General features: G+C 67.1%; 20 protein-coding genes. 11 read left to right on the plus strand and 9 right to left on the minus strand.

Annotation, left to right across the window (positions count from 1 at the left end; all coding sequences use genetic code 11):
• Positions 1–21 precede the first annotated feature (21 nt).
• Positions 22–693: a S1 family peptidase gene (locus OHA42_RS19805; RefSeq protein WP_406229370.1), complete on the plus strand. Its 672-nt coding sequence runs from the start codon at positions 22–24 to the stop codon at positions 691–693.
• Between the two features lie 18 nt (positions 694–711).
• Here the strand turns inward: OHA42_RS19805 and OHA42_RS19810 are convergent, their stop codons facing one another.
• Together OHA42_RS19810 and OHA42_RS19815 are read right to left on the minus strand one after the other, a co-directional pair.
• Positions 712–1812, minus strand: coding sequence for a glutamate--cysteine ligase (locus tag OHA42_RS19810; protein ID WP_406229371.1), 1101 nt, complete (start codon positions 1810–1812; stop codon positions 712–714).
• Positions 1813–2419: 607 nt separating this feature from the next.
• Positions 2420–3349: a TetR/AcrR family transcriptional regulator C-terminal domain-containing protein gene (locus OHA42_RS19815; protein ID WP_406229372.1), complete on the minus strand. Its 930-nt coding sequence runs from the start codon at positions 3347–3349 to the stop codon at positions 2420–2422.
• A 116-nt stretch (positions 3350–3465) separates the two neighbouring features.
• Between OHA42_RS19815 and OHA42_RS19820 the strand changes: the two genes are divergently transcribed.
• From OHA42_RS19820 to OHA42_RS19830, 3 genes are read left to right on the plus strand one after another with little or no spacing between them, the layout of a single operon-like run.
• Positions 3466–4608 carry an FAD-dependent monooxygenase gene (locus tag OHA42_RS19820; protein ID WP_406229373.1) on the plus strand — a complete coding sequence of 381 codons (1143 nt, stop codon included), beginning with the start codon at positions 3466–3468 and terminating at the stop codon, positions 4606–4608.
• Between the two features lie 59 nt (positions 4609–4667).
• Complete coding sequence (locus OHA42_RS19825) at positions 4668–5078, plus strand: hypothetical protein (RefSeq protein ID WP_406229374.1); 411 nt, start codon at positions 4668–4670, stop codon at positions 5076–5078.
• A gap of 47 nt (positions 5079–5125) precedes the next feature.
• Positions 5126–5386, plus strand: a complete 261-nt coding sequence (locus OHA42_RS19830) for a glutaredoxin family protein (RefSeq protein ID WP_406229375.1) — start codon at positions 5126–5128, stop codon at positions 5384–5386.
• A gap of 88 nt (positions 5387–5474) precedes the next feature.
• Here OHA42_RS19830 and OHA42_RS19835 read toward each other — a convergent pair whose 3' ends face one another.
• The gene (locus tag OHA42_RS19835) at positions 5475–6257 is read right to left on the minus strand and encodes an IclR family transcriptional regulator (protein WP_406229376.1); all 783 of its coding nucleotides are present in this window, start codon (positions 6255–6257) and stop codon (positions 5475–5477) included.
• An 87-nt stretch (positions 6258–6344) separates the two neighbouring features.
• On the opposite strand from OHA42_RS19835, the gene hutH reads away from it, so the two are divergent.
• From hutH to OHA42_RS19855, 4 genes are all read left to right on the plus strand, one after another.
• Positions 6345–7892: a histidine ammonia-lyase gene (hutH, locus tag OHA42_RS19840; RefSeq protein ID WP_406229377.1), complete on the plus strand. Its 1548-nt coding sequence runs from the start codon at positions 6345–6347 to the stop codon at positions 7890–7892.
• A gap of 192 nt (positions 7893–8084) precedes the next feature.
• Positions 8085–9737 carry a urocanate hydratase gene (gene hutU, locus OHA42_RS19845; protein ID WP_406239479.1) on the plus strand — a complete coding sequence of 551 codons (1653 nt, stop codon included), beginning with the start codon at positions 8085–8087 and terminating at the stop codon, positions 9735–9737.
• 67 nt (positions 9738–9804) lie between these two features.
• Positions 9805–11004 carry an allantoate amidohydrolase gene (locus OHA42_RS19850; RefSeq protein ID WP_406229378.1) on the plus strand — a complete coding sequence of 400 codons (1200 nt, stop codon included), beginning with the start codon at positions 9805–9807 and terminating at the stop codon, positions 11002–11004.
• 88 nt (positions 11005–11092) lie between these two features.
• Positions 11093–12397, plus strand: coding sequence for a formimidoylglutamate deiminase (locus OHA42_RS19855; protein WP_406229379.1), 1305 nt, complete (start codon positions 11093–11095; stop codon positions 12395–12397).
• A gap of 763 nt (positions 12398–13160) precedes the next feature.
• Here the strand turns inward: OHA42_RS19855 and OHA42_RS19860 are convergent.
• Complete coding sequence (locus OHA42_RS19860) at positions 13161–14063, minus strand: dienelactone hydrolase family protein (protein WP_406229380.1); 903 nt, start codon at positions 14061–14063, stop codon at positions 13161–13163.
• A 41-nt stretch (positions 14064–14104) separates the two neighbouring features.
• The gene (locus OHA42_RS19865) at positions 14105–14563 is read right to left on the minus strand and encodes a MarR family winged helix-turn-helix transcriptional regulator (protein ID WP_406229381.1); all 459 of its coding nucleotides are present in this window, start codon (positions 14561–14563) and stop codon (positions 14105–14107) included.
• An 84-nt stretch (positions 14564–14647) separates the two neighbouring features.
• On the opposite strand from OHA42_RS19865, the gene OHA42_RS19870 reads away from it, so the two are divergent.
• The gene (locus OHA42_RS19870; RefSeq protein ID WP_406229382.1) at positions 14648–16465 is read left to right on the plus strand and encodes an ABC transporter ATP-binding protein; all 1818 of its coding nucleotides are present in this window, start codon (positions 14648–14650) and stop codon (positions 16463–16465) included.
• Positions 16466–16582: 117 nt separating this feature from the next.
• Here the strand turns inward: OHA42_RS19870 and OHA42_RS19875 are convergent, their stop codons facing one another.
• The 3 genes from OHA42_RS19875 to OHA42_RS19885 all read right to left on the minus strand — a co-directional run bounded on the left by OHA42_RS19875 (position 16583) and on the right by OHA42_RS19885 (position 20654).
• Positions 16583–17722, minus strand: a complete 1140-nt coding sequence (locus OHA42_RS19875; protein WP_406239481.1) for a PQQ-dependent sugar dehydrogenase — start codon at positions 17720–17722, stop codon at positions 16583–16585.
• Between the two features lie 108 nt (positions 17723–17830).
• Positions 17831–19696 (minus strand): protein kinase domain-containing protein, encoded by a 1866-nt coding sequence (locus OHA42_RS19880; protein ID WP_406229383.1) that lies wholly within the window; start codon positions 19694–19696, stop codon positions 17831–17833.
• A 73-nt stretch (positions 19697–19769) separates the two neighbouring features.
• The gene (locus tag OHA42_RS19885) at positions 19770–20654 is read right to left on the minus strand and encodes a bile acid:sodium symporter family protein (RefSeq protein WP_406229384.1); all 885 of its coding nucleotides are present in this window, start codon (positions 20652–20654) and stop codon (positions 19770–19772) included.
• A 218-nt stretch (positions 20655–20872) separates the two neighbouring features.
• Between OHA42_RS19885 and OHA42_RS19890 the strand changes: the two genes are divergently transcribed.
• On the plus strand, positions 20873–22927 hold the full coding sequence (locus tag OHA42_RS19890; protein WP_406229385.1) for a CocE/NonD family hydrolase: 2055 nt from the start codon (positions 20873–20875) through the stop codon (positions 22925–22927).
• A 507-nt stretch (positions 22928–23434) separates the two neighbouring features.
• Positions 23435–23956: a gluconokinase gene (locus OHA42_RS19895; RefSeq protein ID WP_406229386.1), complete on the plus strand. Its 522-nt coding sequence runs from the start codon at positions 23435–23437 to the stop codon at positions 23954–23956.
• On the opposite strand, the gene OHA42_RS19900 is transcribed toward OHA42_RS19895, so the two are convergent.
• Positions 23953–24747, minus strand: a complete 795-nt coding sequence (locus OHA42_RS19900) for a M50 family metallopeptidase (protein WP_406229387.1) — start codon at positions 24745–24747, stop codon at positions 23953–23955. The genes OHA42_RS19895 and OHA42_RS19900 overlap by 4 nt on opposite strands.
• Between the last annotated feature and the right edge of the window lie 8 nt (positions 24748–24755).

Raw genomic sequence — 24755 nt, forward strand, 5'->3', positions numbered from 1 at the left:
AACTTCCCACCCTGGAGGGACATGTTCACATTGATCAAGGCAGCCAACGCGGGCTTCGCCTTCGTTTCGGTCGCGGCCCTGGTCGGGACCGGTAGTGGGGCGGCGATCGCCGCACCCGTCGCGCCCACTGTCGGCGGTGGTTCCGGCATCATCATCGATAGTCGGTTTCAATGCACCGTGACCACCGTCGGTTACGACGACGCGGGCAGGCTGGTCGGGCTCACGGCCGGGCATTGCGGAGAACCCGGTTCCCAGGTGATCGCCGAGGCGAACCCCAACTACGGCGTGGTCGGCCGGTTCGTTCATTCCGATCATGACCTGGACTACGGCATCATCCAGTTCGACCCGGGCCGGATCACCCCTGTCGATCGGGTCGGGTCCGTCACCATCACCGATATCGGCGCTCCGGCCCAGTTCCCGATGGTGGTGTGCAAAAAGGGCCGCACCACCGGCAACACCTGCGGCGTCGCCTGGGGCGATGTCTTCGGGACCAACAGCGAGACCTGGACCCAGATGTGTGTGCTGGAGGGTGACTCCGGCGCACCGGTCGTCGTCGGCTCGACACTGGTCGGCATGGTCAACGCCTACCTGGCCGTCGGCTGCTTCGGTCCGGAGGTCGGCACCACCATGAGCGTGATCATGAACGACATCAATCGGCGCGGGGACGTCGGCGCCGGGTTCCTGCCCATCTGATCCGCGCGGCTTGCGCTCCTAACAGCCCTCCAGGGTCGCCTCGGTCAACTCGGCGACGACATCGTCGACGTCGTCACGTTCGCGAAAAGCGTTGAGCTGGCGCATCGCACCGTTGCCGCGGGCGAGAACGGCGGTGATCGAGTCGGCGACGAGCTCGCGTTCACCCAGCTCCTCCAGCGCGGGTTCGACGTGCTCGACGAGCTTGGCGAGCTGCTCGACCGCCGGCCGGACGCGACCGTCCACCGGGTCGACGCTGTCGCCGTCGATGCCGCTGCGCGCGGCCTTCCAGTACGCCGCGCGCAGCACTTCGGCTGTCACCGGGGGTGCATTCCGCCCCTGCGCCAAGGACTTTCGCGCCATGAGCACGGTGGCTCGGACCAAGGTCGCGAGCAGGGCGGTCTCCTCGACCGTGGCGGGCACGTCGCTGACGCGGATCTCGACAGTGGGAAACGACATCGACGGGCGGACATCCCAATAGACCATCTTCTCGTCGAAGATACTGCCGCTGGAGAGCATCATCGCCACCATGGCGTCGTAGTCGCGCACCGATCCGAAATAGGGCGGTGGCCCCGCGCTCGGCCAGCGTCGCCACAGGATGCTGCGCCAGCTGGCATAACCGGTCTCGGTCCCGCGGTAAATCGCGGAGTTCGCGGTGAGTGCGAGGAACAGCGGCAACCACGGCCGCAGGAAATTGCTGACCTGCAGGGCGACCTCGCGGTCCGGAACGCCGACGTGCACATGACACCCGCACAACCCCTGCTCATGGGCGAGCATGCCGAAGTCCGCCGACATGCGCCGATAGCGCGGCGTGTCGGTGATCGGAAACTGCTGTGGCACGGTTGGCGGAATCGCCACCGCGAGCAGTCGGGCATCGTTCTTCTCGGCGCACGACGCAGTGCCTCTGCGCAGGTCACGCAGCTCATCGCGCAGCTCGGTCGCACTGGTGTGCACAGCGGTGCTCGTCTCCACCTGACAGCGGGTGAGTTCGAGCTGCAGGCCGAAACCGAGCTCTGCCGCCGTCTGCGCTACCTCCACGTTCTTCGGAACGGGCGCACCGGTGCGCGGATCCGCAAGGAGAAACTCCTCCTCGACACCGAAGGTTGCCGAGTCTGCGTCCATAACCGCAGGTTACCCCTGCCAACAGGGCAAACGTCGGCGTTGCCGGGTAGCGAATTCATTCAGCCGCCATCGAGCGGGTGGTCCGAGGCGGCCGGGGTTCATCGTGGGTTGGTTGCCCGCGCCCAGCTCGATATGGCGTAGGTGACCTACAAGCCGGTCGCGCTGCCTTCGAGGACAAGGCCCGTGGAAGACCGACTACGACCTCGAGCAGGCTGCCTGGAGCCGCAGTGCCGGCACCATCGGTGTGGGCGCGACCATCGGCGCCCTGGTCGGCGGTCTCGCGGCGCGGCCGTCGGATGTTCGGTGGTGTGCGGCGAGCATGGTTTGCCCTCGGGGTCTTGGTCGTCTCCGGGGCCGTTGGGTTTGGACGGCCGGCCCCGGAGGCGCGCCGCAGCGACTATTTGCGGTGGCGTCCCGAGCGGAGGCGGCGGCCATACGGAGGGTTCTCCGCACTGGTAGCGCGTCCGGCCTGCGTGATGTGGCGCTTGCGGTGCACGGCTTGCGTCGGATGTTGTCTGTGCGGCAGTAAGCCGATCGGGTGGACGCCACAGCCGTGCCTCGGCTGGGCGTCCGCCCAATAGATTTCGGCTCTTCCACCCTTCTGGCGTCAGTGGTGTGGCTCCACGAATGCAGCGAACCCGTCCAGCAGGCGCTGCAGGCCGAACTCGAAGAGCATGTCGATGTCGAATTGGAAATCGTTGCGCTCGTTGAGACTTGCCAGGGTGGGGAATTGCCCGCTCTGCAGTAGGTGTTCGAATTCCGATTCTTTGGCGTCCCATGGCTCGATGGGCGCACCTTCCCGTCGTGCGGCCGACTCCACCTCGAGATTGACCGCAATGCCGCGCACATAGCTGTACAGCGAAACGTGAGCGTAGAGCACCGCGTCCGGATCGAGACCGAGGTCGTCCAATGACCGGACAGCCCACTCGGTGTGCCGCAAGAGCTTTCGGGTCGGCACCGGGTTGCTCACCCACGATGCGGTGACGACCCAAGGATGGCGGTGGTACATCGCCCATTGCAGATGGGCCAGCACTTCGAGTCGCGCGCGCCAACCTGTGGGCGGTGGGTCGGGGAACTCGGCTTCGCCGAATGCCTCGTCGGCCATCAACAGCACCAAGCGATCCTTGCTGCCCACATAGCGGTACAGCGACATGGTCGGCACGCCGAGATCGGTCGCGATGCGGCGCATCGACAGTCCGGCAAGCCCTTCGGTGTCGGCAATAGCCATTCCGGCCCGCACCACGAGTTGCTCGGTGAGTTCGGTGTCCGGTGTTTTCTCCCGCTGCGGTGCGGCGTGCGGTGCGTCCACCACGGTGCCGACGCCGGGCACCACTCGCACCGTGCCCTCCTGGCGCAGCGTGGCGAGAACCTTGGTGGCGGTGGCGATGGCGACGCCCCACTCCTTGGTGATCTGCCGAGCCGAGGGCACCCGGTCGCCCGTCCGCAGCTCGCCCGAGGCGATCCGGTCCTGGATCTCTGCGGCGATGCGCAGGTAGGGCGGGGTGGCGTCGGTGCCACCTGGTGTACTAGTACGCATGATTGTCATAGTAGCGAATCTTCCTGGAATTTTATGGGTAGTACTGCATGTACAACGTACGAGGTGTCATGTACGTTGTATTCAACAACACGGAAACTCAGAGAAACGAGAAGGTCATGACGAACCCGAACATCCTCATCTCCGGAGCGGGAGTAGCCGGTCCGGCGCTGGCATACTGGTTGCGCCGCTACGGTTTTGCGCCGACCGTGGTCGAGCGGGCGCCGGAACCACGCGCCGGTGGGTACGCCGTGGACTTCCGCGGCGAGGCCATGACCGTCCTGGAGCGCATGGGCATCCTCGACGAGGTACGCAAGTACAGCACCGACATTCGCGACAGCGAAGTGGTCGACGGTGCGGGCAAACATCTGGTGACCATGCCGTCGGCAATTTTCGCGGGCGATCTCGAAGTGCTCAAGAGCGATCTGACCGACATCCTCTACGAGCTCACCAAGCATGAAACCGAATACATCTTCGACAACTCGATCACCGCACTTACCGAGGACGAGAGTGGGGTGCTGGTGAGCTTCGAAAGCGGCCCGGCGCGACGGTTCGACCTGGTTGTCGGTGCGGACGGGCTGTACTCCAAGGTCAGGGCCCTCGTGTTCGGCGAACATTCGCAGTTCATCCGCCACCTCGGGGTCTACAACGCCATCATCTCTACCGAGAACTTCCTCGGCCTCGACCACGAGGGCCGGGCTTGCCAACTCGGCAATGGAAAGTCGGTGAATGTCTTCAGCGTCAGGAACAATGCCGAGGCGCGGGCCTCGTTCTACTTCGGTTCGGAGCCTTTGGACTACAACCGGCAGGACCTCGACGAACAGAAGCGGATCATTGCCGAGCGGTTCGCGGGTGATGGTTGGGAGGTGCCCCGGCTGCTCGGGGATCTGGCCGCAGCCACCGACCTCTATTTCACCCCCATCAGTCAGGTCCAGATGGACAGCTGGTCGACCGGCCGGGTGGTGCTGCTCGGCGACGCCTGCGCGTGCGCCTCGCCGATGTCGGGTCGCGGCACCTCGCAGGCCTTGATCGGGGCGTATGTGCTCGCAGGCGAACTCGCCTCGGCCGCAGGCGATTACACCCTTGCTTTTGCGGCATACGAGCGGGAGCTGCGCGATTACGTGAAGATCAATCAGGACGGTGCGCACGAGGTGGTCGGCATGCTCTTTGCCGAGCCGCCGCCGCAGGAGGTGTTCGACGCCATGGCGGCAAACCCGCCAGAGGACGAACCGGATGCCCTCACCCTGAAGACGTATCGGTGACGACGGCGCCAACCCGCCCGCCTTGCAGGTCGGGCGAGACGCGGCCGTTGGTGCTCTTCGTGTACTACGCTTTTCGGGTCGCCGTCTCTTTGTGGGGACAGTTGGGTGACGTGCAGCTTTACGAGGGCGGGGGCGGAATGAAGCCTTGGGTACGCGGCAAGCAACTTCCAGCGGAAATCGCGGGTTCGCTCGTGTACGGCGCGCCCTACGAGACAGCGGAAGGAGCGACGGTCATCACCGTCACCCGCATCGGCGGCGTTCTGCGGCCGACCGCAAGACCGGTGGGAGTGTTCGCCATTCACGACGGAAAGACCTCATGGACGCCGGCCGTCGACGGCACCCGGATAGCCATGCTCGGCGAGTTGATCGGCCTGCTGTCGGCGGTGATCGCCACTCTCGCAGTGCTCCGCCGTCCACCGTGGCCGGACCTGTCGCGGGGCGCGTTGCGTGACCTACGGCGACGAGAGTAGCGGCGTGGTTGCGTAATAGGACTTCCGAATCCGAAAGGGATGGTGCTATGTCCTCATACCCCGCTCCGGGTCACCCCATCGACATCTATTGGCGACGGTGGTGCCCTTACTGCCAGCGCCTCGGTGTCGGCCTGCGGCTGGCAGGCATACCGTTCCGCAAGATCGACGTCAACCACGACTCGGAAGCCGCCCCCCACCTGCGCACCCTCACCGGTGACGACGAAATCACTCCGACGACGGTCATCAACGGCAATGTTCTGATCAACCCCGATGTCGCCGCGATTCGCGCAGCATTGGCGCAGGACTGAGCGTAGGCGAGGCCGCCGCCTGGTGGGTGGGTTCGGACGTAGTCCGTCGATGATCCGCGCTCGGCCCGAGCGTAGGCGAGGCCGCCGCCTATTCGACGCGCCCGCCGATGCGGCGGGTGAGATCGTCTGCGGTGTGGCGGACTTGGGTGGCGAGCTGGGACCAGTCGGCGTCGCAAGGCCACTGCGTGCAGTGGTGACGAAGGGTCACGCTGATCGCGGCGATCGGGCGGTGGTCGTGGTCGAAGACGGCGTAGGCGACGGAGGCGAAACCGGCAGTCACGTGCCCGTCCTCACTGGCCCAGCCGCGGCGACGTTCCGCGGCGAGGGTGGTGCGCAGCTGCGCGAGGGAGGCCGGTCCGCGGTCGGTGCGACGCACGAATGCCGCGGCGTTGGGGAACAGCGCTCGGACGTGTGTGGCAGGCAGGTGCACCAGGATTGCTCGCCCGGAGGCGGTCAGGTGCGCGGGCAGCCGGACACCGACGTCGGTCACCAAAGTTTCCGGGCGGGCGGGTCGCTCCTTGATCAGATACAGCAGTTCGTTGCCGTGCAGCACGCCGAGGTGCGCGTTGTGCCCGACGCGTTCGACCAGTTCGCGTAGCAACGGCCGCGCCAGTCGTTCGAGGGGGTCGTGGCGTAGATACGCCGACCCGAGCTCGAATGCTGCGATGCCGAGGCCGTAGCGTTGTTCGGCGGGCAGACGGGTGACGAATCGCGTCTGCTCGAGTTCCGCGAGCAGGTGGTAGGTGGTGGAGCGGGGCAGGTCGAGCTCGCGGGCGATGGTCGAGGCGGACACCGGCCCCGCCCGACCGGCCATCAGCTGCAAGATCGCCAGTCCGCGCCGCAATGCCGGGATGTCACTACTCGGACCCATGCCCACTTCCTCGGATTGTCTCGGATTTCAGACAAAACCTGGCCGCGCCTCATTCTCCACCGGTGCCGCGCCCTGTGGAATGGGCATATGCCGGATACCACGCAGTTACCGACGGTCGAGTTGGACGGGCCATTGACCATGGAGCGGGTCGTCGCGGTCGCGCGCCTCGGTGCGAAGGTCCGATTCAGCGAGGCGGCCGAGAAGCGCCTGACCTCGGCGCGCCAGCACGTCGATGCGCTGGCCGCGGGGAGCGTCCCGACCTACGGCGTGTCCACCGGTTTCGGCGCGCTCGCGACCCGCCACATTCCGCCGGAGAGCCGTGCCGCACTGCAGCGATCGCTGATCCGCTCGCATGCGGCGGGCGCAGGCCCCGCGGTCGAGCCGGAGGTGGTGCGCGCCATGATGCTGCTGCGACTGCGCACCCTGGCCACCGGGCATACCGGTGTGCGGCCGGAAACCGCGGTCACCCTGGCCGCGATGATCAACGCGGGCATCACCCCGATCGTGCACGAATTCGGCTCGCTCGGCTGCTCCGGCGACCTCGCGCCGCTGGCCGCGGTGGCACTGGCCTTGATGGGGGAGGGCGAAGTCATCGATTCCGCCGGCGTCGTGGTCCCGGCGGCAACGGCCTTGCGCGCCAACGGTATCGAGCCGGTCATCCTCGCCGAGAAAGAGGGCCTCGCGCTCACCAACGGCACCGACGGCATGCTCGGCATGCTGGTCCTCGCACTCGCCGACCTGCACTGCCTGCTCGACATCGCCGACCTGACGGCCGCGATGAGCGTGGAGGCATTGCTCGGCACCGACCGAGTGTTCGCCGACGATCTGCAGGCACTGCGCCCGCACCCTGGTCAGGCGTGCTCGGCGCGACGCATCCTGGCCGCTCTTGCCGGTTCCGAGATCGTCGCCAGCCATCGCGGCCCCGACTGCAACCGCGTGCAAGACGCCTATTCGCTGCGCTGCGCGCCGCAAGTGCACGGCGCCGCACGCGACACCGTCAGCCACGCGGCGGCGGTCGCCGAGCGAGAGTTGGCCGCTGCCATCGACAATCCGGTCGTGCTCGCCGACGGTCGGCTGGAATCCAACGGGAATTTCCACGGCGCCCCGATCGCCTACGTCCTCGACTTCCTCGCCATCCCGGTCGCCGACGTGGCGAGCATGTCCGAGCGCCGCACCGATCGGATGCTGGATGTCGCCCGCTCCCACGGCCTTCCGGCCTTCCTGGCCGCGGACCCCGGCGTCGACTCCGGTCACATGATCGCCCAGTACACCCAGGCGGGCATCGTCAGCGAACTCAAGCGGCTCGCCGCACCCGCATCGGTCGACTCGATCCCCAGCAGCGCCATGCAGGAGGACCATGTCTCGATGGGCTGGTCGGCGGCACGCAAGCTGCGCAGGGCGGTGGCGGGACTGACCTCGGTCCTCGCAGTGGAATACCTGACCGCGGCACGCGCACTCGACCTCCGCGCCCCTTTGCGTCCCGCCCCGGCTACCGCCGCGGCCCTCGCCTTGCTGCGCACCAAGGTCGGCGGCCCTGGTCCCGACCGCCACCTGGCCCCCGAGATCGCCGCAGCAACAGACCTCATCACCTCCGGCGAACTACTGCGTGAAATAGCCCCCCACCTGGGTCCATAACCGATTCCCTCGCCAAGGGAGATATCTGATGGCACAACCCCTCCACACCAAGAGCCCGACCAGCCCGCGCCACCCGTCCACCCGCTCGCCGTGCTGGATCGGTTTTCGCGAGGCGAGCGGCACACCTGCGAAGGGCCTTCTCGACGTTTGCCGCAGCAATGTGCCACTCGACTATGGAAGGAACGGGTTGTGATGGGACGGGTAGTGCGGGCGGCTCGGGGGACAGGGTTGAGCGCGCGGAATTGGCAGGCCGAGGCAGCGTTGCGGATGCTGCACAACAACTTGGATCCCGAGGTGGCCGAGCGGCCGCAGGATCTGGTTGTGTACGGCGGAACCGGAAAGGCGGCTCGGGACTGGGCCAGTTTCGATGCGATCAGCCGATGCCTGACGACGCTGGACGCCGACGAGACGCTGCTGGTGCAGTCGGGGAAGCCGGTGGGGGTGTTCCGGACCAACGAGTGGGCGCCGCGGGTGCTGATCGCCAACTCGAATCTGGTGGGCGACTGGGCGAATTGGCCGGAGTTCCGCAGGCTGGAGGCGCTGGGTCTGACCATGTACGGGCAGATGACCGCAGGTTCGTGGATCTACATCGGCACGCAGGGCATTCTGCAGGGCACCTACGAGACCTTCGCCGCGGTGGCGGACAAGCGATTCGACGGCAGCCTCGCGGGCACCCTCACCGTGACGGCCGGGCTCGGCGGTATGGGCGGCGCGCAGCCGCTGGCGATCACCATGAACGGTGGTGTGGCACTGGTGGTCGACTGTGATCCGGCCCGCGCGCAGCGGCGGGTGCACGACCGCTACCTCGACGAGATCGCCGACGATTTCGACGATGCTGTGGCCAGGGTCTCGGCGGCGCGTAAACAGCGAAAGGCATTGTCGGTCGGACTGATCGGCAATGCCGCCGAGGTGTTGCCGAAGCTGCTGGAGGCCGGTCTCGAGGTCGACATCGTCACCGACCAGACCTCCGCTCACGACCCGCTTGCCTATCTGCCACGCGGCGTCGACCTCGACGACTGGTCGGACTACGCAGCGAAGAAGCCGGACGAATTCACCGATCGGGCTCGGGAATCCATGGCCGATCACGTCGACGCCATGCTCGGGTTCCTCGATCGTGGCGCGGAAGTCTTCGACTACGGCAACTCGCTGCGCGGCGAGGCGAAGCTCGGCGGGTGCGATCGGGCCTTCGACTTTCCCGGGTTCGTGCCCGCCTACATCCGTCCCCTGTTCTGCGAGGGCAAGGGGCCGTTCCGGTGGGCCGCGCTGTCGGGGGACCCGGAGGACATCGCCGCGACCGACCGCGCGATCCTGGATCTGTTCCCCGACAACGAATCACTGCGCCGGTGGATCACGCTGGCCGGGGAACGCGTTGCCTTCCAAGGACTTCCGGCACGTATCTGCTGGCTCGGCTACGGCGAGCGACACCTGGCCGGGCTGCGCTTCAACGAGATGGTGGCCAGCGGCGAATTGCGCGCGCCCGTCGTGATCGGGCGTGACCACTTGGACTCCGGCAGCGTCGCATCCCCCTACCGCGAGACCGAGTCGATGGCCGACGGATCCGACGCCATCGCCGACTGGCCACTGCTCAACGCCCTTGTCAACACCGCCTCCGGTGCGAGCTGGGTATCCATCCACCACGGCGGCGGCGTCGGGATGGGCCGTTCCATTCACGCCGGACAGGTCTGCGTGGCCGACGGGACCCCGCTGGCCGCGCAGAAGATCGAGCGCGTATTGACCAACGACCCGGGCATGGGCGTCATCCGGCATGTGGACGCCGGATACGAGCGTGCCGGTGCGGTCGCCGCCGAACGCGGGGTCCGGATTCCGATGCAGGAGGGTAAGTGATTGCAGAACAGGTGATCTCGTGTGCCCGAAGCAGCGATGTGCCGCGTCGGCGGGTAGGGGCACGGGTATGAGCGCCGATCGACTGTTGCGCGAGATCGCCGATGTCGGCCGTGATGCCGGCCGCGGCGGCTATTCGCGGCATGTGTTCGACGATGCGGAATTGACACTGCGTCAGTGGTTCATCGAGCAGGCAGGTATGCGCGGGCTCGCGGTGCGCACCGATCGCAACGGCAATATCTGGGCGTGGTGGGGACGGCCGCAGCGGGGTGCTGTTGTCACGGGCAGCCATCTCGATTCGGTTCCGGGAGGTGGTGGGTTCGACGGTCCGCTCGGCGTCGCGAGTGCCATCGCCGCGGTAGATATTCTGCGCGCCAAGGGGTTCACGCCGACCAAGCCCTTCGCGTTGCTGGTGTTCGCGGAGGAGGAGGGCGGCCGGTTCGGCGTGCCGTGCCTCGGATCCCGGCTGCTGACCGGAGCGCTCGACGCCGACCGTGCCAGAGGGTTGCGTGACAACGAGGGAATCACCCTCGCCGAAGCCGCCGCCAAGGCCGGGCACGACCCGGAGCGTTTCGGTGCCGATCCCGAATCACTCGCCATGATCGGCTGTTTCATCGAGCTACACGTGGAGCAGGGCCGCGGCCTCATCGATATGGACAGCCCGGTCGCCACCGGCAGCTCCATCATCGCGCACGGCCGCTACCGATTCTCCTTCGCCGGACAGGGCAATCACGCGGGAGCGACCCTGATCGCGGACCGCCACGACCCTATGCTGCCCGCCGCCGCGGCGATCGGCGCCGCCCGCCGTGCCGCCGCCGCAGTCCGCGACGCGAGAGCGACCGTGGGACGACTTGTCCCGGTTCCCGGCGGCACCAATGTGATCGCCTCCACCGTCGATCTCTGGCTCGACGCCCGAGTGCCGGGTGCAGGCCGCACCGCCGCCCTCGTCGACGATATCGCCGAAGTCGCGCGCATCGCGGCCGCCGAGGAGGGTTGTACGGTCAACGTCACCGAGGAGTCCTATTCGGACGATGTGGTTTTCGACGAACCGCTGCGCCGCAGGATGGACGAGGTCCTCGGCGGCGTCCCCGCGTTGCCCACCGGAGCGGGGCATGATGCGGGGATCCTCGCGGCGCACGTCCCCGCCGGAATGCTCTATGTGCGCAACCCGACCGGCATCAGCCATGCCCCAGAAGAATACGCGGAACCGATCGACGTGGATTTCGGTGCGGTGAGCCTCGCGCACGTGCTGGAGGAATTGACCGGATGAGCAGGTGCGGTGCCGAATATTGCTATTGGGCAGGCAATTTCGTCGCAATGGAGTCCCCGGTGCCCGAGTCGCGACAGGAGCCGATCGGATGAGCGTGTATTGGGCCGAGTACGCGTGGTTGCCGCCCGGTCTTGCGGAGTCGGTGTCCATCGAGGTCGACGGTGCGCTGATCCGCTCGGTGGCAGTCGGCACGGAGCGGTCAGGGAAAATACTGGCGGGGTTGACAATTCCCGGATTCGCCAACGCGCATTCGCACGCCTTCCACCGAGTGTTGCGCGGACGCACCCACCATGATCGCGGCACCTTCTGGACGTGGCGGGAACGGATGTATGCCGTTGCCGCGCGGCTGGATCCCGATTCGTATTACCGGCTGGCGCGCGGGGTGTACGCCGAGATGGTGCTCGCGGGGTACACCAGTGTCGGTGAGTTCCACTACCTGCATCACGGGCCGAACGGCGCGCGCTACGACGATCCGAACGCGATGAGCGCGGCTTTGGCCGCTGCCGCCGCGGACGCCGGTATCCGACTCACCCTGCTCGACACCTGTTATCTGTCCGGCGGATTCGGCTGGAAGCTCGACGAACATCAGCGGCGGTTCAGCGACGGCGATGTCGGCACGTGGGCCGAACGCGCCGCCGCCTTCGCCCCGAAGGCGGATCTCGTGCGCACCGGGGTGGCCGCGCACTCGGTGCGGGCGGTGCCGCCGGCGGCGCTGCGGGTGGTTGCGCAACAGGCAGCGGGCCGGCCGGTGCACGTCCACCTCTCCGAACAGCCCGCGGAGAATCGCGATTGCCTTGCCGCACACGGCCGCACCCCGAGCGCGCTGCTCGCGGAGACCGGGATGCTCGGACCTCGGACGACCGCCGTGCACGCGACACATGTGACGGACGCGGATATCCGGCTGCTCGCCGGAATGCGTGCGGGCGTGTGCTTCTGCCCGACCACCGAACGCGATCTCGGCGACGGTATCGGTCCTGGGCGGGCGCTTGCCGATGCCGGAGTGCGGCTGTGCCTCGGCAGCGACAGTCACGCAGTGGTGGACGCCTTCGAGGAATGGCGGGCGCTCGAGCTGAACGAACGCTTGGCCAGCGGATCGCGCGGGCGTTTCGAACCGGCGCAGTTGTACAGCGCGGCAACAGATCACGGCTCGATCGGCTGGCCGGAGGTCGGGCGGATCGAAGCGGGCGCGGCAGCAGACCTGGTGACCGTCGACCTCGACTCGGTCCGCACCGCGGGCGCCGACCCTGCGGCCGCGCTGTACGCAGCCACCGCCAGCGATGTGCGCGAGGTTCTGGTGGCGGGCAAGGCCGTTGTCTCCGAGTATCGGCATATGCGGTTGGAGTCTCCGGAAACGGTACTGCGAGACGAGATAGCGGCCTTGTTGCGGGCGTGATCAGCGGTGGTGTCACTGCTGGTCTTCGACATGCCGAGGGGTGAACGCGCCGGCCGGAGGTGTCGGTCTAGGATACGAATCGAGCTGCGGCTCTATGTATCCCGGTGGCGGTGTCTGTACCCGTAACTGTAATGGCACCGGCGTTCTCGATGGTCACGATGTCCACAGGGGCGGGAGCCCAGAGGGGAATGAACCGAACGATGCGATATCTCAGCGGGTCACGGCTGCGTACCAGCGCAGCGGCAATCATGGTGGTAATGGCGCCGATTCTCGGGGCGGCTACCGGGTGTTCGGGTGATTCGGACGGTGAAGTAGCCACCGTGCCGACATCCACCAGCACGGTGGCGCCGACGACCAGTTCGTCCGCGTCGGCGACGGTGACAACGAGTCGGGAAAACCCGGGTTCTGCCGGACCGGAGGTGCATCCCGCCCCTGCGCAACAACCGAACACCGGCGAGGGACCGCCGCCTGCGGACACGTATGTGAAGTGCACCGATCAGATCAATTACGCGGGTGATCCGCGTTCGAACGCCGAGATCAATGTGCTCGGTGAGCAGACGGGGCAGTGCCCTGCGCCGCAGGTGCTGACCACGGAGTCGCCGGCTCCGCAGACGACGTCGACAGAGTCGCCGGCTCCGCAAACGACGTCGACAGAGTCGCCGGCTCCGCAGACGACGTCGACAGAGTCGCCGGCTCCGCAGACGACGACGGAGTCACCTGCTCCGCAGACGTCTACCACCCAGGCGCCGACCACTTAGCCGTCTCATCCGAGCCACGCTGCGTACCAATCCACCACCCGCCGCCACGCCTCGTTCGCCGCAGTCGGGTTGTACCTCGGGCCGGTGTCGTTGAAGAACGCGTGATCGGCATCCGGTGCCACGAACACCTCGAAAGGCAGGTCAGCGCGGTGAAGCGCCGCTTCTGCGCCGGGCCGTGACGCGTCGATGCGGGCGTCGAGCGCGGCGTAGACGGCCAGCACCGCAGCCTTCGACCCGGAGAGGTCCCCGTCGTCCGGGAAGGGCCCGTAGAACGGGGTGGCCGCGGCCAGCTTCGGGGTGCCGGACGTCAGTAGCAACCACACCAGGCCGCCGCCGAAACAGAAGCCGGTGGCGCCGATTTTCTTACCCGGCGCTCGCCGTTCGAGTTCGTCGATACCGGCACGCAGGTCGGCGACCAACTGGTCCTGCGGGATCTTGCTGAGTGCGGCGGTGGCGGCGGCCGGGTCGGTGAAGGTGGCGGTGCCGCCCGCCTCGGAGAGCAGGTCGACGGCGAGCGCGGAATATCCGACGCCTGCGAATCGTCCTGCCACCGAACGTATGTGGTCGGTGAGGCCCTTGTTCTCATGGATGACGAGTACCGTGCCGCGTGGCCGTGCCGCCGCCGCCCAGGCGCCCTGTAACTCGCGACCGTCGGGGCCGGAAAATGTCACAGTTGTGGTGGGTACCGCGGTGCTCATCCCCGGCGGCGTCGGTGCGGCCGAACCGCTCGTCGGTGGCACCCGATCGGCAGGCCGGCCATCGTTCGAACACCCGGCAAGCAACGTGGCCGCGGTGGTCGTGCCCACCCCGAGTAGTCCTAGCCTGCGCAGCGCCTCGCGGCGGGTCAGCAACCCGTCGGCATGGTCGGCAGCGATTTCTTCGACGATATAGCGCTGCAGCGGCGTCATGGACAAAGCCTAGGACCGAAGTCCGCATGCCCGGGGTCTTTCTACGATCGTTCGGTAGCACCGGCCGGCTGGCAGTGATCGCCCATGTCGAGGGTGGCCAGCAGGTGGCGGAGGGTTTCGCGTTCGTCGGGGGAGAGCGCGGAGAACAGTTCTTCGGCGGCCGCGCGGCGGGCCGCGGACATCCGGGACAGGGCGGCGCGGCCGGCGTCGGTGAGGGTGACCAGGGTGGACCGTCGGTTGGACGGGTCGGGAGCGCGGGCGACAAGGCCGGCGGACTCGAGGGCGTCGACGACCGTGGTGGCCGAGCGAGGGACGATATCGAGCCGTTCGGCGAGCCCGGCCATCCGTAGCGGCTCGCTGTGGCGGGCGATGATGCGCAGCGCCCGGGCTTGGGCTGGGGTCAGACCGAGCGGTGCGAGGCGGGCCGACTGGTTGCGGCGGATCCGCTTGGCGGCACGCAGGAAGAGCTCGGGCAGGTCACTCTCGGGAGCGGTATCCACAAAGCTGAGCATAGCTCATTGTTCAATGGAATAATTGTGAGCCATGCTCAGTTCTATGGGTAGTTTCCGTGAAAGGAGGCGCGTATGCAGCCCCCACCCTCTCAACTCGGTCGGATCGTCCGACTGTTCCGGCCCTATCGGGCCCGTTTAGCGTTGGTCGCCGCGTTGGTCGGCCTGTCGTCCATCGTCTCGCTCGCCTCGCCGTTCATGCTGCGTGGAGTTCTCGATGAGGCGCTGCCCAACGGCCGCACCGGCCTGCTGACCCTGCTGGCCGCAGGCATGGTCGCGGTGGCGGCGACGACCAGCGTTTTCGGCGTGCTCCAGACCTATATCTCCACCGCCGTCGGACAGCACGTCATGCACGACCTGCGGTCCGCGGTGTATGCCCGGCTGCAGCGCATGCCGCTGTCCTTCTTCACCGCGACCCGTACTGGCGAGGTGCAATCGAGGATCGCCAACGACATCGGCGGCATGCAGTCGACGGTCACCTCGACCGCAACCTCGCTGGTCTCCAACTTCACCACTGTCGTCGCCTCGATCATCGCCATGATCGCGCTCGACTGGCGGCTGACCGCGGTGTCGCTGATCATGCTGCCGTTCTTCGTCTGGGTGAGTCGCCGTGTCGGCAACGAGCGAAGGAAGATCACCGCGCAGCGGCAGCAGAAGCTCGCGGGTATGTCGGCGATCGTGGAGGAATCGCTCTCGGTGAGCGGCATTCTGCTCGGACGCACCATGGGACGTTCGCCCGCGCTGATCGACAACTTCGCGAAGGAGTCACGCGGACTCGTCGACCTGGAGATCCGCTCGGGTATGGCCGGTCGCTGGCGGCAGTCGACGATTCAGATCGTCATGTCGGCGATGCCCGCCGTCGTGTACTGGGCTGCCGGACTGACCGTCGCGACCGGGCATCCGCTGGTGTCGATCGGCACGCTGGTCGCCTTCACCACCCTGCAGAGCAGTTTGCTGCGGCCGATGGTGCAGCTGCTGTACACCGGTGTCGAGGTGCAGAGCTCGCTGGCATTGTTCGGTCGTATCTTCGAGTATCTGGATCTGAAGCCCGACATCGAGGAGCCGCAACGGCCGCTGCCGCTACCCGAGGCCGAGGGTGAGGTTCGATTCGAGGACATCGGCTTCTCTTACGGGTCCGGCACCCGGGATGTGTTGAGCGACATCGACATCACGGTGCCTGCCGGCACCAGCCTGGCCGTGGTCGGCGAGACGGGTTCCGGCAAGACGACCCTCGGATATCTCGTCGCACGGTTGTACGATGCCACCGCGGGCCGGGTCATGATCGACGGAACAGATGTGCGCGACCTGTCTTTCGCCGATCTAGCCGGCGCCGTCGGCGTGGTGTCCCAGGAGACCTACTTGTTCCACGCCTCGGTCGCCGACAACCTGCGCTTCGCCAAACCCGATGCGACGGACGAGGAATTGCACGCCGCCGCACGGGCCGCGCAGATCCACGATCACATCGCGAGCCTGCCCGACGGATACGACACGATGGTCGGCGAGCGCGGCTACCGGTTCTCCGGCGGTGAGAAGCAGCGTCTCGCGGTCGCCAGGGTCATCCTGCGCAATCCGCCGATCCTGGTGCTGGACGAGGCGACCAGCGCACTGGACACGCGAACCGAACGCGAAGTCCAGACCGCGATCGATGCCCTGTCGGAAGGCCGCACCACCATTACCATCGCCCACCGCTTGTCCACCATTCGAGACGCGGACCAGATCGTGGTCCTCGACCGCGGCCGGATCGCCGAACGCGGAACACATCGGCAGCTGGTGGAATCGAACGGCCGCTACGCCGAACTCCTCGCCCGCGACACGACGTTCGACGCCGAACGGGAGCTGTCCGAGGCGGAACTCGAATTGCTCGGTACACCAGTAGTTTTCGACAAGGCGTGAGAAACGGAGAAAGGATTCCCCCGCAATGCTGTCGAGTCGAGATCGGGATCGGTGACGATGACGACCTTCCCGTGACCGTCCCGGACTCGGCGAGTTCCGCAGCGCGGGCGGCCTCGCTCAGCGTGCGGGGAAGCGGATGATCCGGTCGTCGCCGGCACGAATATCACCCCGTCCGTCGGTATTGGACGTGGTGAGCCACAGCGCGCCGTCCGATGCGATCGCCACCGTGCGCAAGCGGCCGTAGTCTTCGAGCTGCGCGGCGGGCTCGCTCGCCACGCCGTCGTGCAGCATTGCGGTCCACAGTCTTTCACCGCGCAGCGCCGCGACATAGAGGGTGTCGGCGGCGATGGCGATGCCCGACGGCGACGCGATCGACGGGGCCCAGACGAGCTGCGGGTCGGTGAATCCGCGGTCGGCGCCGCCCATGCCCTCGACCAGCGGCCAGCCGTAATTGCGGCCCGGCTCGATCCGATTGATCTCGTCGAAGGCGTACTGCCCGAACTCGGCGGCGAAAAGTCTGCCCGCGCGATCCCAGGCCAGGCCCTGCACATTGCGATGGCCGAGGCTGTACACCGGCGAGCCGGGGGTCGGATTCCCCGGCGCGGGGTCGCCCTCGGGTGTGAGCCGTAGGATCTTGCCATTGGGGCTCGCGGGATCCTGCGACCGCGCGCCCTGTCCCGCGTCACCGGTGCCGACGTACAACATGCCGTCCGGGCCGAACGCGATCCGGCCGCCGTCGTGGTTAGCGGCCTTCGCGATCCCGTCGAAGATCACCTCGGGCGGCGCGTCGAGCCGGAACCGGACGATCCGGTTGTCGGCATCGGCGGTGAAATACGCGTACACGTAACCGTTTTCGGCATACTGCGGCGAGACGGCCAAGCCGAGCAGGCCGCCTTCGCCATGCGCGGCGACACCGGGGACCTCGTACACCTGCTGGAGTGCCCGGCCCGGGGACACTCGCAGGATCTGTCCGCTGTCGCGCTCCGCGACCAGTGCGTCACCGCCGGGCAGAAAGGCCAGTCCCCAGGGGACTTCGATGTCGCGAGCGACTTCTTCCCCCGCGGTCAGGTCGGGGACTCCGGCCGGGTTGCTGGCGGTCACCGCGGTGGCGGTGCCGGGAGACACATTCGGCTCGGAACCGTTACCGCAGGCCGATATCGCACTCACAACCAGAACCGTGATGGCCGCGCCGCCGCGCCGCCCGCGCGCTCCGTGGCCGGATGCTCGGGCCGAGATGTGAGTTCTACGGATGGCCATGAACCAGGGTTGCATGGCTACGTTCCGGCCTGCACGAACATTATGTGGACAGATCTTGCGAAATCTGTGGTTCGGCCCGACTCCGTGCAGACAACGGCCGACGCACCGTCAGCCGTTCTTGCGCAGCACCCCGGTGATCGGGCCGAGTACTCCGGGCATGCTGTAGGACAGCGATCCGTCCGGTTGGAGTGTCACTGTCGAGATCGAGCCGTTGTCCAAACATCCCGCCGGGCTGTCGACCAGCCTCGCCACCAAGGTGATTTCGGTGGCTGTCGCCGTTTTCAACCGTTCTGCGCGCGAGCACTTCTGGCCGGCCAGCGACCCGGTGTTCGACGACTTGGCTACTTCGTCGCCGATCTTTCCTTCCTGGATGGTCAGGTCGATATTGAAGGAAGCGAGGACGTCCCTGGCGGACCCGGTCCAATGGCCGACGAACGCTTCGGGCACGCTGCCTGGGGTATCGGCGGCAGTGGTGCTGGACGTTGCAGAGGTCGTGGTTTCCGGCGCGGACGAGGGCGCGGAGGTGCTGACCGCGACCGAGGTGCCGGTAGCGGCGGACGTGCCGGGTGATTCGTCCTTCAGCTGGCCGCCGATGACGAACGCGCCGACGGCAATGGCCACGGCGGCCACCAGAACACCGGCGATCAGCCCGACGCGGCGGCCGGTGGACTTGCGGGGCGGCTGTGCACTGTCGGAACGCGTCGGTCGCTGCCCGCCGTGGACCGGCATGGGCTGTGGGTCGGCTCGGTCCGCGGGCGGCTCGTTCCACTGCCCGGATGCCACGGGCCGGTCCGTCCCGGCTGTGTAGGACCGGGTGCCCTGCCAGTTCTGATCCGGCGATTGCGCCCCGTAGGACGGGGCGCCCTGCTGCCGTATCTGATCCGTCGGCTGCGGCCAGCTCCCGTAGGGCGGAGTGCCTTGCTGACCGTATGGGGGTGTGCCGCGCTGACCGGCTCCGTAGGGCGGTGCCGCGTGCGGATCGGACTGTGCCGGAGACGAGTAGTTCAGCGCCTGCCGGGAGATCGTCGGAGCGGAGCGTGACGGATCGGGGACCTGTCCGCGCAGCTCCTCCGGTACCCGAACCGGGCCGGAATCCAGGTCGAGCAGCTGCACCGCGCGCCTGCTGACTTCCTCGAGCACCGGTGCGGGCAGCCAGCCCGCGCGTTGGGGCACGCCGAGGTCGAGCAGCGCGGCATGCAGCTGCTGTGGCGTCGGGCGTGCGGCCTCGTCCTTGGCCAGGCAGGCCGCGACCAGCGGGTGTAGCCGCGGTGGCACGCCGTCGAGCTGTGGCTCCTCGTACACCACGCGAAACAGCATCTGGACCGTCTCGCCGACACCGAACGGCCCGTGCCCGGTCGCCGCGAACACCAGCACACCGCCGAGTGCGAAGACATCGCCCGCGGGACCGACCGGCTTGCCGAGCACCTGTTCCGGGCACATGAAGCTCGGTGAGCCGATGACGCTTCCGGTGGTGGTGAGCGCACTGTCCTCGACCGCACGGGCGATGCCGAAGTCGATCACCTTGGGGCCGTCGATGGCGAGCAGCACATTGGACGGCTTGAGATCGCGGTGCACCACCCCGGCCTCGTGCACCGCGATCAACGCCTCGGTCAAGCCGTGGGCGAGCACCAGCAGCGGGTTCTCGGTGAACGTGCCGAATTGCTCGACCGCCTCGGTCAGCGAGAATCCGGCCACGTAGCCCGTTGCCAGCCACGGCGGATCGGCGTCGACATCGGCGTCGAGCACCGCGGCGGTGAATTGCCCGCCGACGCGCCGTGCCGCGGTGACCTCGCGGCGGAAGCGCTCACGGAACTGCGTATCGCCGATGAGATCCGGCCGGATGACCTTCACCGCGACGGTGCGGCCACCCGAACTGCGCCCGAGGTACACCCGGCCCATCCCGCCCGAGCCGAGCAGGCCGAGCAGCCGGTAGTCGCCGATCCGCGTCGGATCGTCCATGTCAAGCGGTCGCATCGCGACGTCGGTTTCCCTTCGGATCGAATTCGAACTCCCGAAAGGCTACCCACCTGCCGGCCGGGGTGTCCGCTCACATGGAGGCGAGCTCTGCCGGACGGGTGTTGCGAACACGTCGGGCCAGCAGATACGCCGCAATCACGGCGGGGATGTTCATCAGCACTCCGTAGACGGCGGGCGGTACCGCCATCGCGCTGTTGTGCAGGACCGTCGACGCGACGGCGATCGCGAGCGCACCGTTGTGGATGCCGATTTCCATGGCCGAGGCGATCGCCTGGTCGGCGTCGATCGCGAAGAACCGAGGCACCGTGTAGCCGATGACAAAGCTCAGCGTCGACAGCACGAGGCTGATGGCGGCGAGCTTGCCGATGTTCTCGGTCAGCGTGTCGAATTCGCGGCCTACCGCCGCGACGACGACCAGCAGCAACACCACGGCCGACACGATCTTGACGTTCTTGCGCATCCGGTCGGCCCATGCGGTGAAGCGGCGATGCACCCACATGCCGATCGCAGCCGGGACCAGCACGATCGCGAATACCTGGAGGAACTTGTCCGGCCGCAGCCCGATGGACGCGTCTTCGGCCATGAACAGTGTGAACGCCAGCGTGACTACCAGCGGCAGGGTGAACACCGCGAGGACCGAGTTGATCGCCGTGAGCGTGATGTTCAACGCCACATTGCCGCCCGCGATATGACTGAACAGATTGGCCGACGGGCCGCCGGGCGCGGCAACGAGCAGCATCATGCCGGCGGCCAGCGCGCCTTCGAGCCGGAACAGGTAGATCAGGCCCAGACAGATTGCGGGAAGCAGCACCATCTGACACACCAGCGCGACGACGGCGGCCTTGGGATAGCGCAGGACGCGGGCGAAGTCGTCGACGGTCAGGGTCAGCCCGAGGCCGAACATCACCAGCGCCAGGGCAAGTGGCAAGAACACCGCGAAAATCGTTGAACCCATTCGGATCTCCTCGTTGCCGGACTAGATCGGATGTCGACGTTATCGACTCGGGCAGCGGGAAGCGAGTTGGCAGCGGACGCGGCAATAGGGACGAATCGTGCGAAATGCGACGAATCGACCAGACCGCGCCTGCCCGGTTATTCGCCGTCCGGTTGCTAGGGTCGACTGGCACTCTGGGTTGATTTTGTCGGCGTACCGCGTATCGCTCGAGGAGGGTCATGTTGTCGGGGCGTGCAGTGACACGGTTCGTCCACACGTTTCGAATAGCGATCGCGGTCGCCGCTGGCGCGACGATGGTCGTCGGTGTCGCCGGGACCGCGGCGGCGGAGGAAGCGACCGGCAGCACCCATACCGAGGAGTGGACCGCACTGCACGACGGTCCGCAGCAATATCCGGAGATCCACATCGACTGGGATGTCCCGATCCAGATGAGCGACGGAGCCGTACTCAAAGCCAACGTGTACCGGCCGGTGGACTCCTCCGGCTCGATCGTCGAGCAGCCGTTGCCGACGATCGTGAACCTCACCCCGTATAGCAAGCTCCTGACCACCCTGGTCGATTCCGCGCTGGCCATCCCCGGCTTGCAGCCGCTGACCATGGAGCTCGCCAGGCGCATCAATCTGTCCGGCACCCCGATCAGCGGATTCGGCGACCTGCTGCACGCACTCGACGGCGGCACGGTCAGGACCGTCCTCGGCGTCGACCACCACCTGATCCGCAGCGGATACACCCTCGTGGTCGCCGATGTGCGCGGCACCGGCCTCTCGCAGGGCAGCTGGGAAACGCTCGGCGAACGTGAGCAACTCGACACCCGCGAGGTGATCCACTGGGCGTCCACCCAGCCGTGGTCGAGCGGTGACATCGCGATGAGCGGTGGTTCCTATGCGGGCATCAACCAGCTACGAGCGGCCGAAAACGCCCCTCCCGAGCTGAAAGCCATTTTCCCGGTCGAGCCGGGCAGCGACCTCATGCGCGATGTCGTCGCGCCGGGCGGCGGTGTCGGCACCACGTTCCTGCCGCTGTGGCTCAGCAATGTGAACCAGATGAAGCTGCTGCCCGACATCCAGTCGATGTTCAACGGCACCTTCGACTGGGAGTGGTTCCACGAACGCATGGCCGATCCGAACACGAACGTGGATCTGCTGCTCCAGGCGCTGCTCACGCCATCACTCGACGACGTACCACCCGCTCTGGGAGCCGCGCTGGACGCCGACAGTCCCTTCCGCCAAGGCATCCTGGGGCATCCGGAGCGCATCACGGTGCCCACCTTCGTATACGGCGGCTGGCACGACATCTTCGCCAACAGCGCGACCAAGCTCTACAACGCCATCCCGTTGCCCGCGGGCAAGAAGCAGCTCGTGGTCGGCGACACCTATCACGCGAATCCGGGGGCGGGCACCGGCTACGGTGTCGCCCCGCCGCGACTGGATGTGATGCAGCGGGTGTGGTTCGACAAGTGGCTGAAGGGAATCGACCACGGGATCAACGATTTCGGCCCGATCAACATCTGGCAGCAGGGCGGCGGGTGGATCACCATGGCGCAGTTCCCGCAGCACGACGTCAATCACCGCCGCATCTACCTCTCCGCCGCAGCGAGCGGCAGCACCGACGACAGCCTGCACGACGGATCGCTGACGAGCGTGAAGCCGAAAGACCAGGCCACGCTGACGGTGGCGCCGGGACTGACCACGGCCTGTTCGCGCGACACCGCCCAGGGCTCGGCAGGCATGAGTGCGATACTCGACGTCTGCGCCAAGGACTCCCGCATCGCCGAAACAAACGGCCTCACCTTCACCAGCGCTCCGGTCGCCGAGCCGACGGTGATCTCCGGCCCGATCAATGTGCACCTCAACACGATTCACGACGCGACCGACGGCTATTGGAACGTCACCATCAACGACGTCACACCCGAGGGCGCCTCCATCGTCCTGAGCACCGGCCAGCTCACCGCCTCGATGCGCACCGTCGACGAGGCGAAGAGCGCACGCTCGGCCAACGGTGACTACACCGCTCCGTACAACCTGATCACCCTCGACAGTTTGCACCCGGTGGTGGCAGGCAAGGTGACGCCACTGGATATCGCCGTCATCCCTACGCAGGCTGTACTGCAGCCCGGTCACCGCCTGCGCGTCGACATCTTCGCCGGAAACTCGCCCAAGGCACTGGCTTTCCGGCCCCTGCTCAACAACACCGAACTCAAGCCACAGCACCTGCGACTCGACCCGGCCGCGCCGAGCTTTGTGAACCTGCCGTCCAGCCGGCCCGTCGGCTGAATCCTCTACTGCCGCGATATCACTGCGCAGCAATCAGTTCGAGGTAGCCGAGACCGTCCGGATCGAAGATCTGGAGCCGGCTGCCGCAATCAGGATTCGGTGTCGCCGTGGCCTGGGCCGGGCCGCTGTCCGCTCGTGACCCCGGCACTGATGATCGCACCAGATCATGGTCGTCGAATCCGCGACTCGCGCACCCTCCGGTGGATGCCCGGCGATCCGGGTCTTGTGCTGCACCGAGGCGGTCACTGTCGCCATCCACGGGAAGTCCGGGCAGGCCGCTGGGAATTGATCGGTGAGCCGCGGCGCGACCAGCCGCCATGCCGACCGCGTCCGATCGTCGCGTCACCGATGACTCCTACTGGGCACCGACCGATCGGGCGCTGATCCCACCGGACTGGGTCGGCCCGAGCCGATGGAGGCCCAATTCGGCCTGCATACCCGGTTAGTGTGTGACTCCGACAGCCGAGACCGAGAACGGACCTGGCCGATGGCAGCTGAGGAGGCGGTATGACCGAGGAGGTCACGGTGCCGGTCGTTGTGGTGATGGGTGTTTCGGGGTGCGGAAAGTCGACGGTCGGCAGGTTGCTCGCCGAGGCGTTGCATGTCGAATACGCCGAAGGGGACGACTTTCATCCGGTCGAGAACATCGCGAAGATGGCGGCGGGGGTGCCGCTGACGGACGCGGATCGGGCGCCGTGGCTCGATATCGTCGCCGGGTGGTTGGGGCAGCGGCAGGGACACGGCGGGGTGGTCAGCTGTTCGGCGCTCCAGCACAGTTATCGGGATCGGTTGCGGGTGGCCGCACCCGAGACGTTCTTCGTGCATCTCGCCGCGTCGCGCGACGAACTCGCGCAGCGGATGGCGGCGCGGCGTGGTCATTTCATGCCGTCGAGTCTGCTCGATTCACAGTTGGCGGCATTGGAACAGTTATCCGCCGACGAGCGGGGCATCACAGTGGATGCGACCCGCGCACCGGCGGAGTTGGTGCGGGAGGCCATGGCGGCGTGGGAAACCCGGCCGAACACCTAGCCGGTCGGCGCGGGGCAGGTGCCGACGGACAGGTTGGGAATGCAGATCCCGGTCGCATCGGCGAGCAACAGTCCGCCGCCGACGACCAGCGCCGCGACCGCGATCGCACCGAACACCAGCACCCACAGCAGGCCGGGCAGGTGGGTGAGCCGGGCCAGTTGATCGGCGTCGGAGTCGGTGCCGCCCGGATTGTTCCAGCGCCGCCGTCGGCCGCGCTGCAACTCGATCACCGGTCTGGTCCCCGCAAGCAGCAGGAACCACGCGCCGAGATACGCGAAACCCGCTTGGAGTGTGTCGGTTCCGAACCAGGACACGGCAAAAACGATGGCGCCCAAGCCGAACACCGTCAGCAGGCCATAGATATTGCGGACCTTGATCAGCACCGCGACGAGCAGGGCGATGGCGGTCCACAGCATCAGCGTGATCCGCTCGGCCCCCAGTAGCGCCGCGAAACCGAGGCCGAGCAGCGGCGGCGCCGGATATCCCGCCATGGCGGTGAGAATCATGCCGAGGCCGTAGGGCTTTCCACTCGACACCGTCAAACCCGAAGTGTCCGAATGCAGTGTGATGCTGTTGAGCCTGCGGCCGGTCAATAGTGCGAACAACGCGTGGCCGCCCTCGTGCGCGATGGTGACGACGTTGCGGGTCAGCCGCCAGACCGGTCCGTATCCGACCAGAAAAAGTGCTGCTACCCCGGTCCCGACAACCAGCCACCATGGCGGCGCCACCTGCGTCGTGGTCAGCCGATCCACGATCGATGTGCCGCGTTCGACGAATTCCGCTCTGCTCACCGCCGCAC

Origin of the sequence: Nocardia sp. NBC_01009, assembly GCF_045208035.1 — a bacterium.
In the GTDB taxonomy this organism is placed as follows: domain Bacteria; phylum Actinomycetota; class Actinomycetes; order Mycobacteriales; family Mycobacteriaceae; genus Nocardia.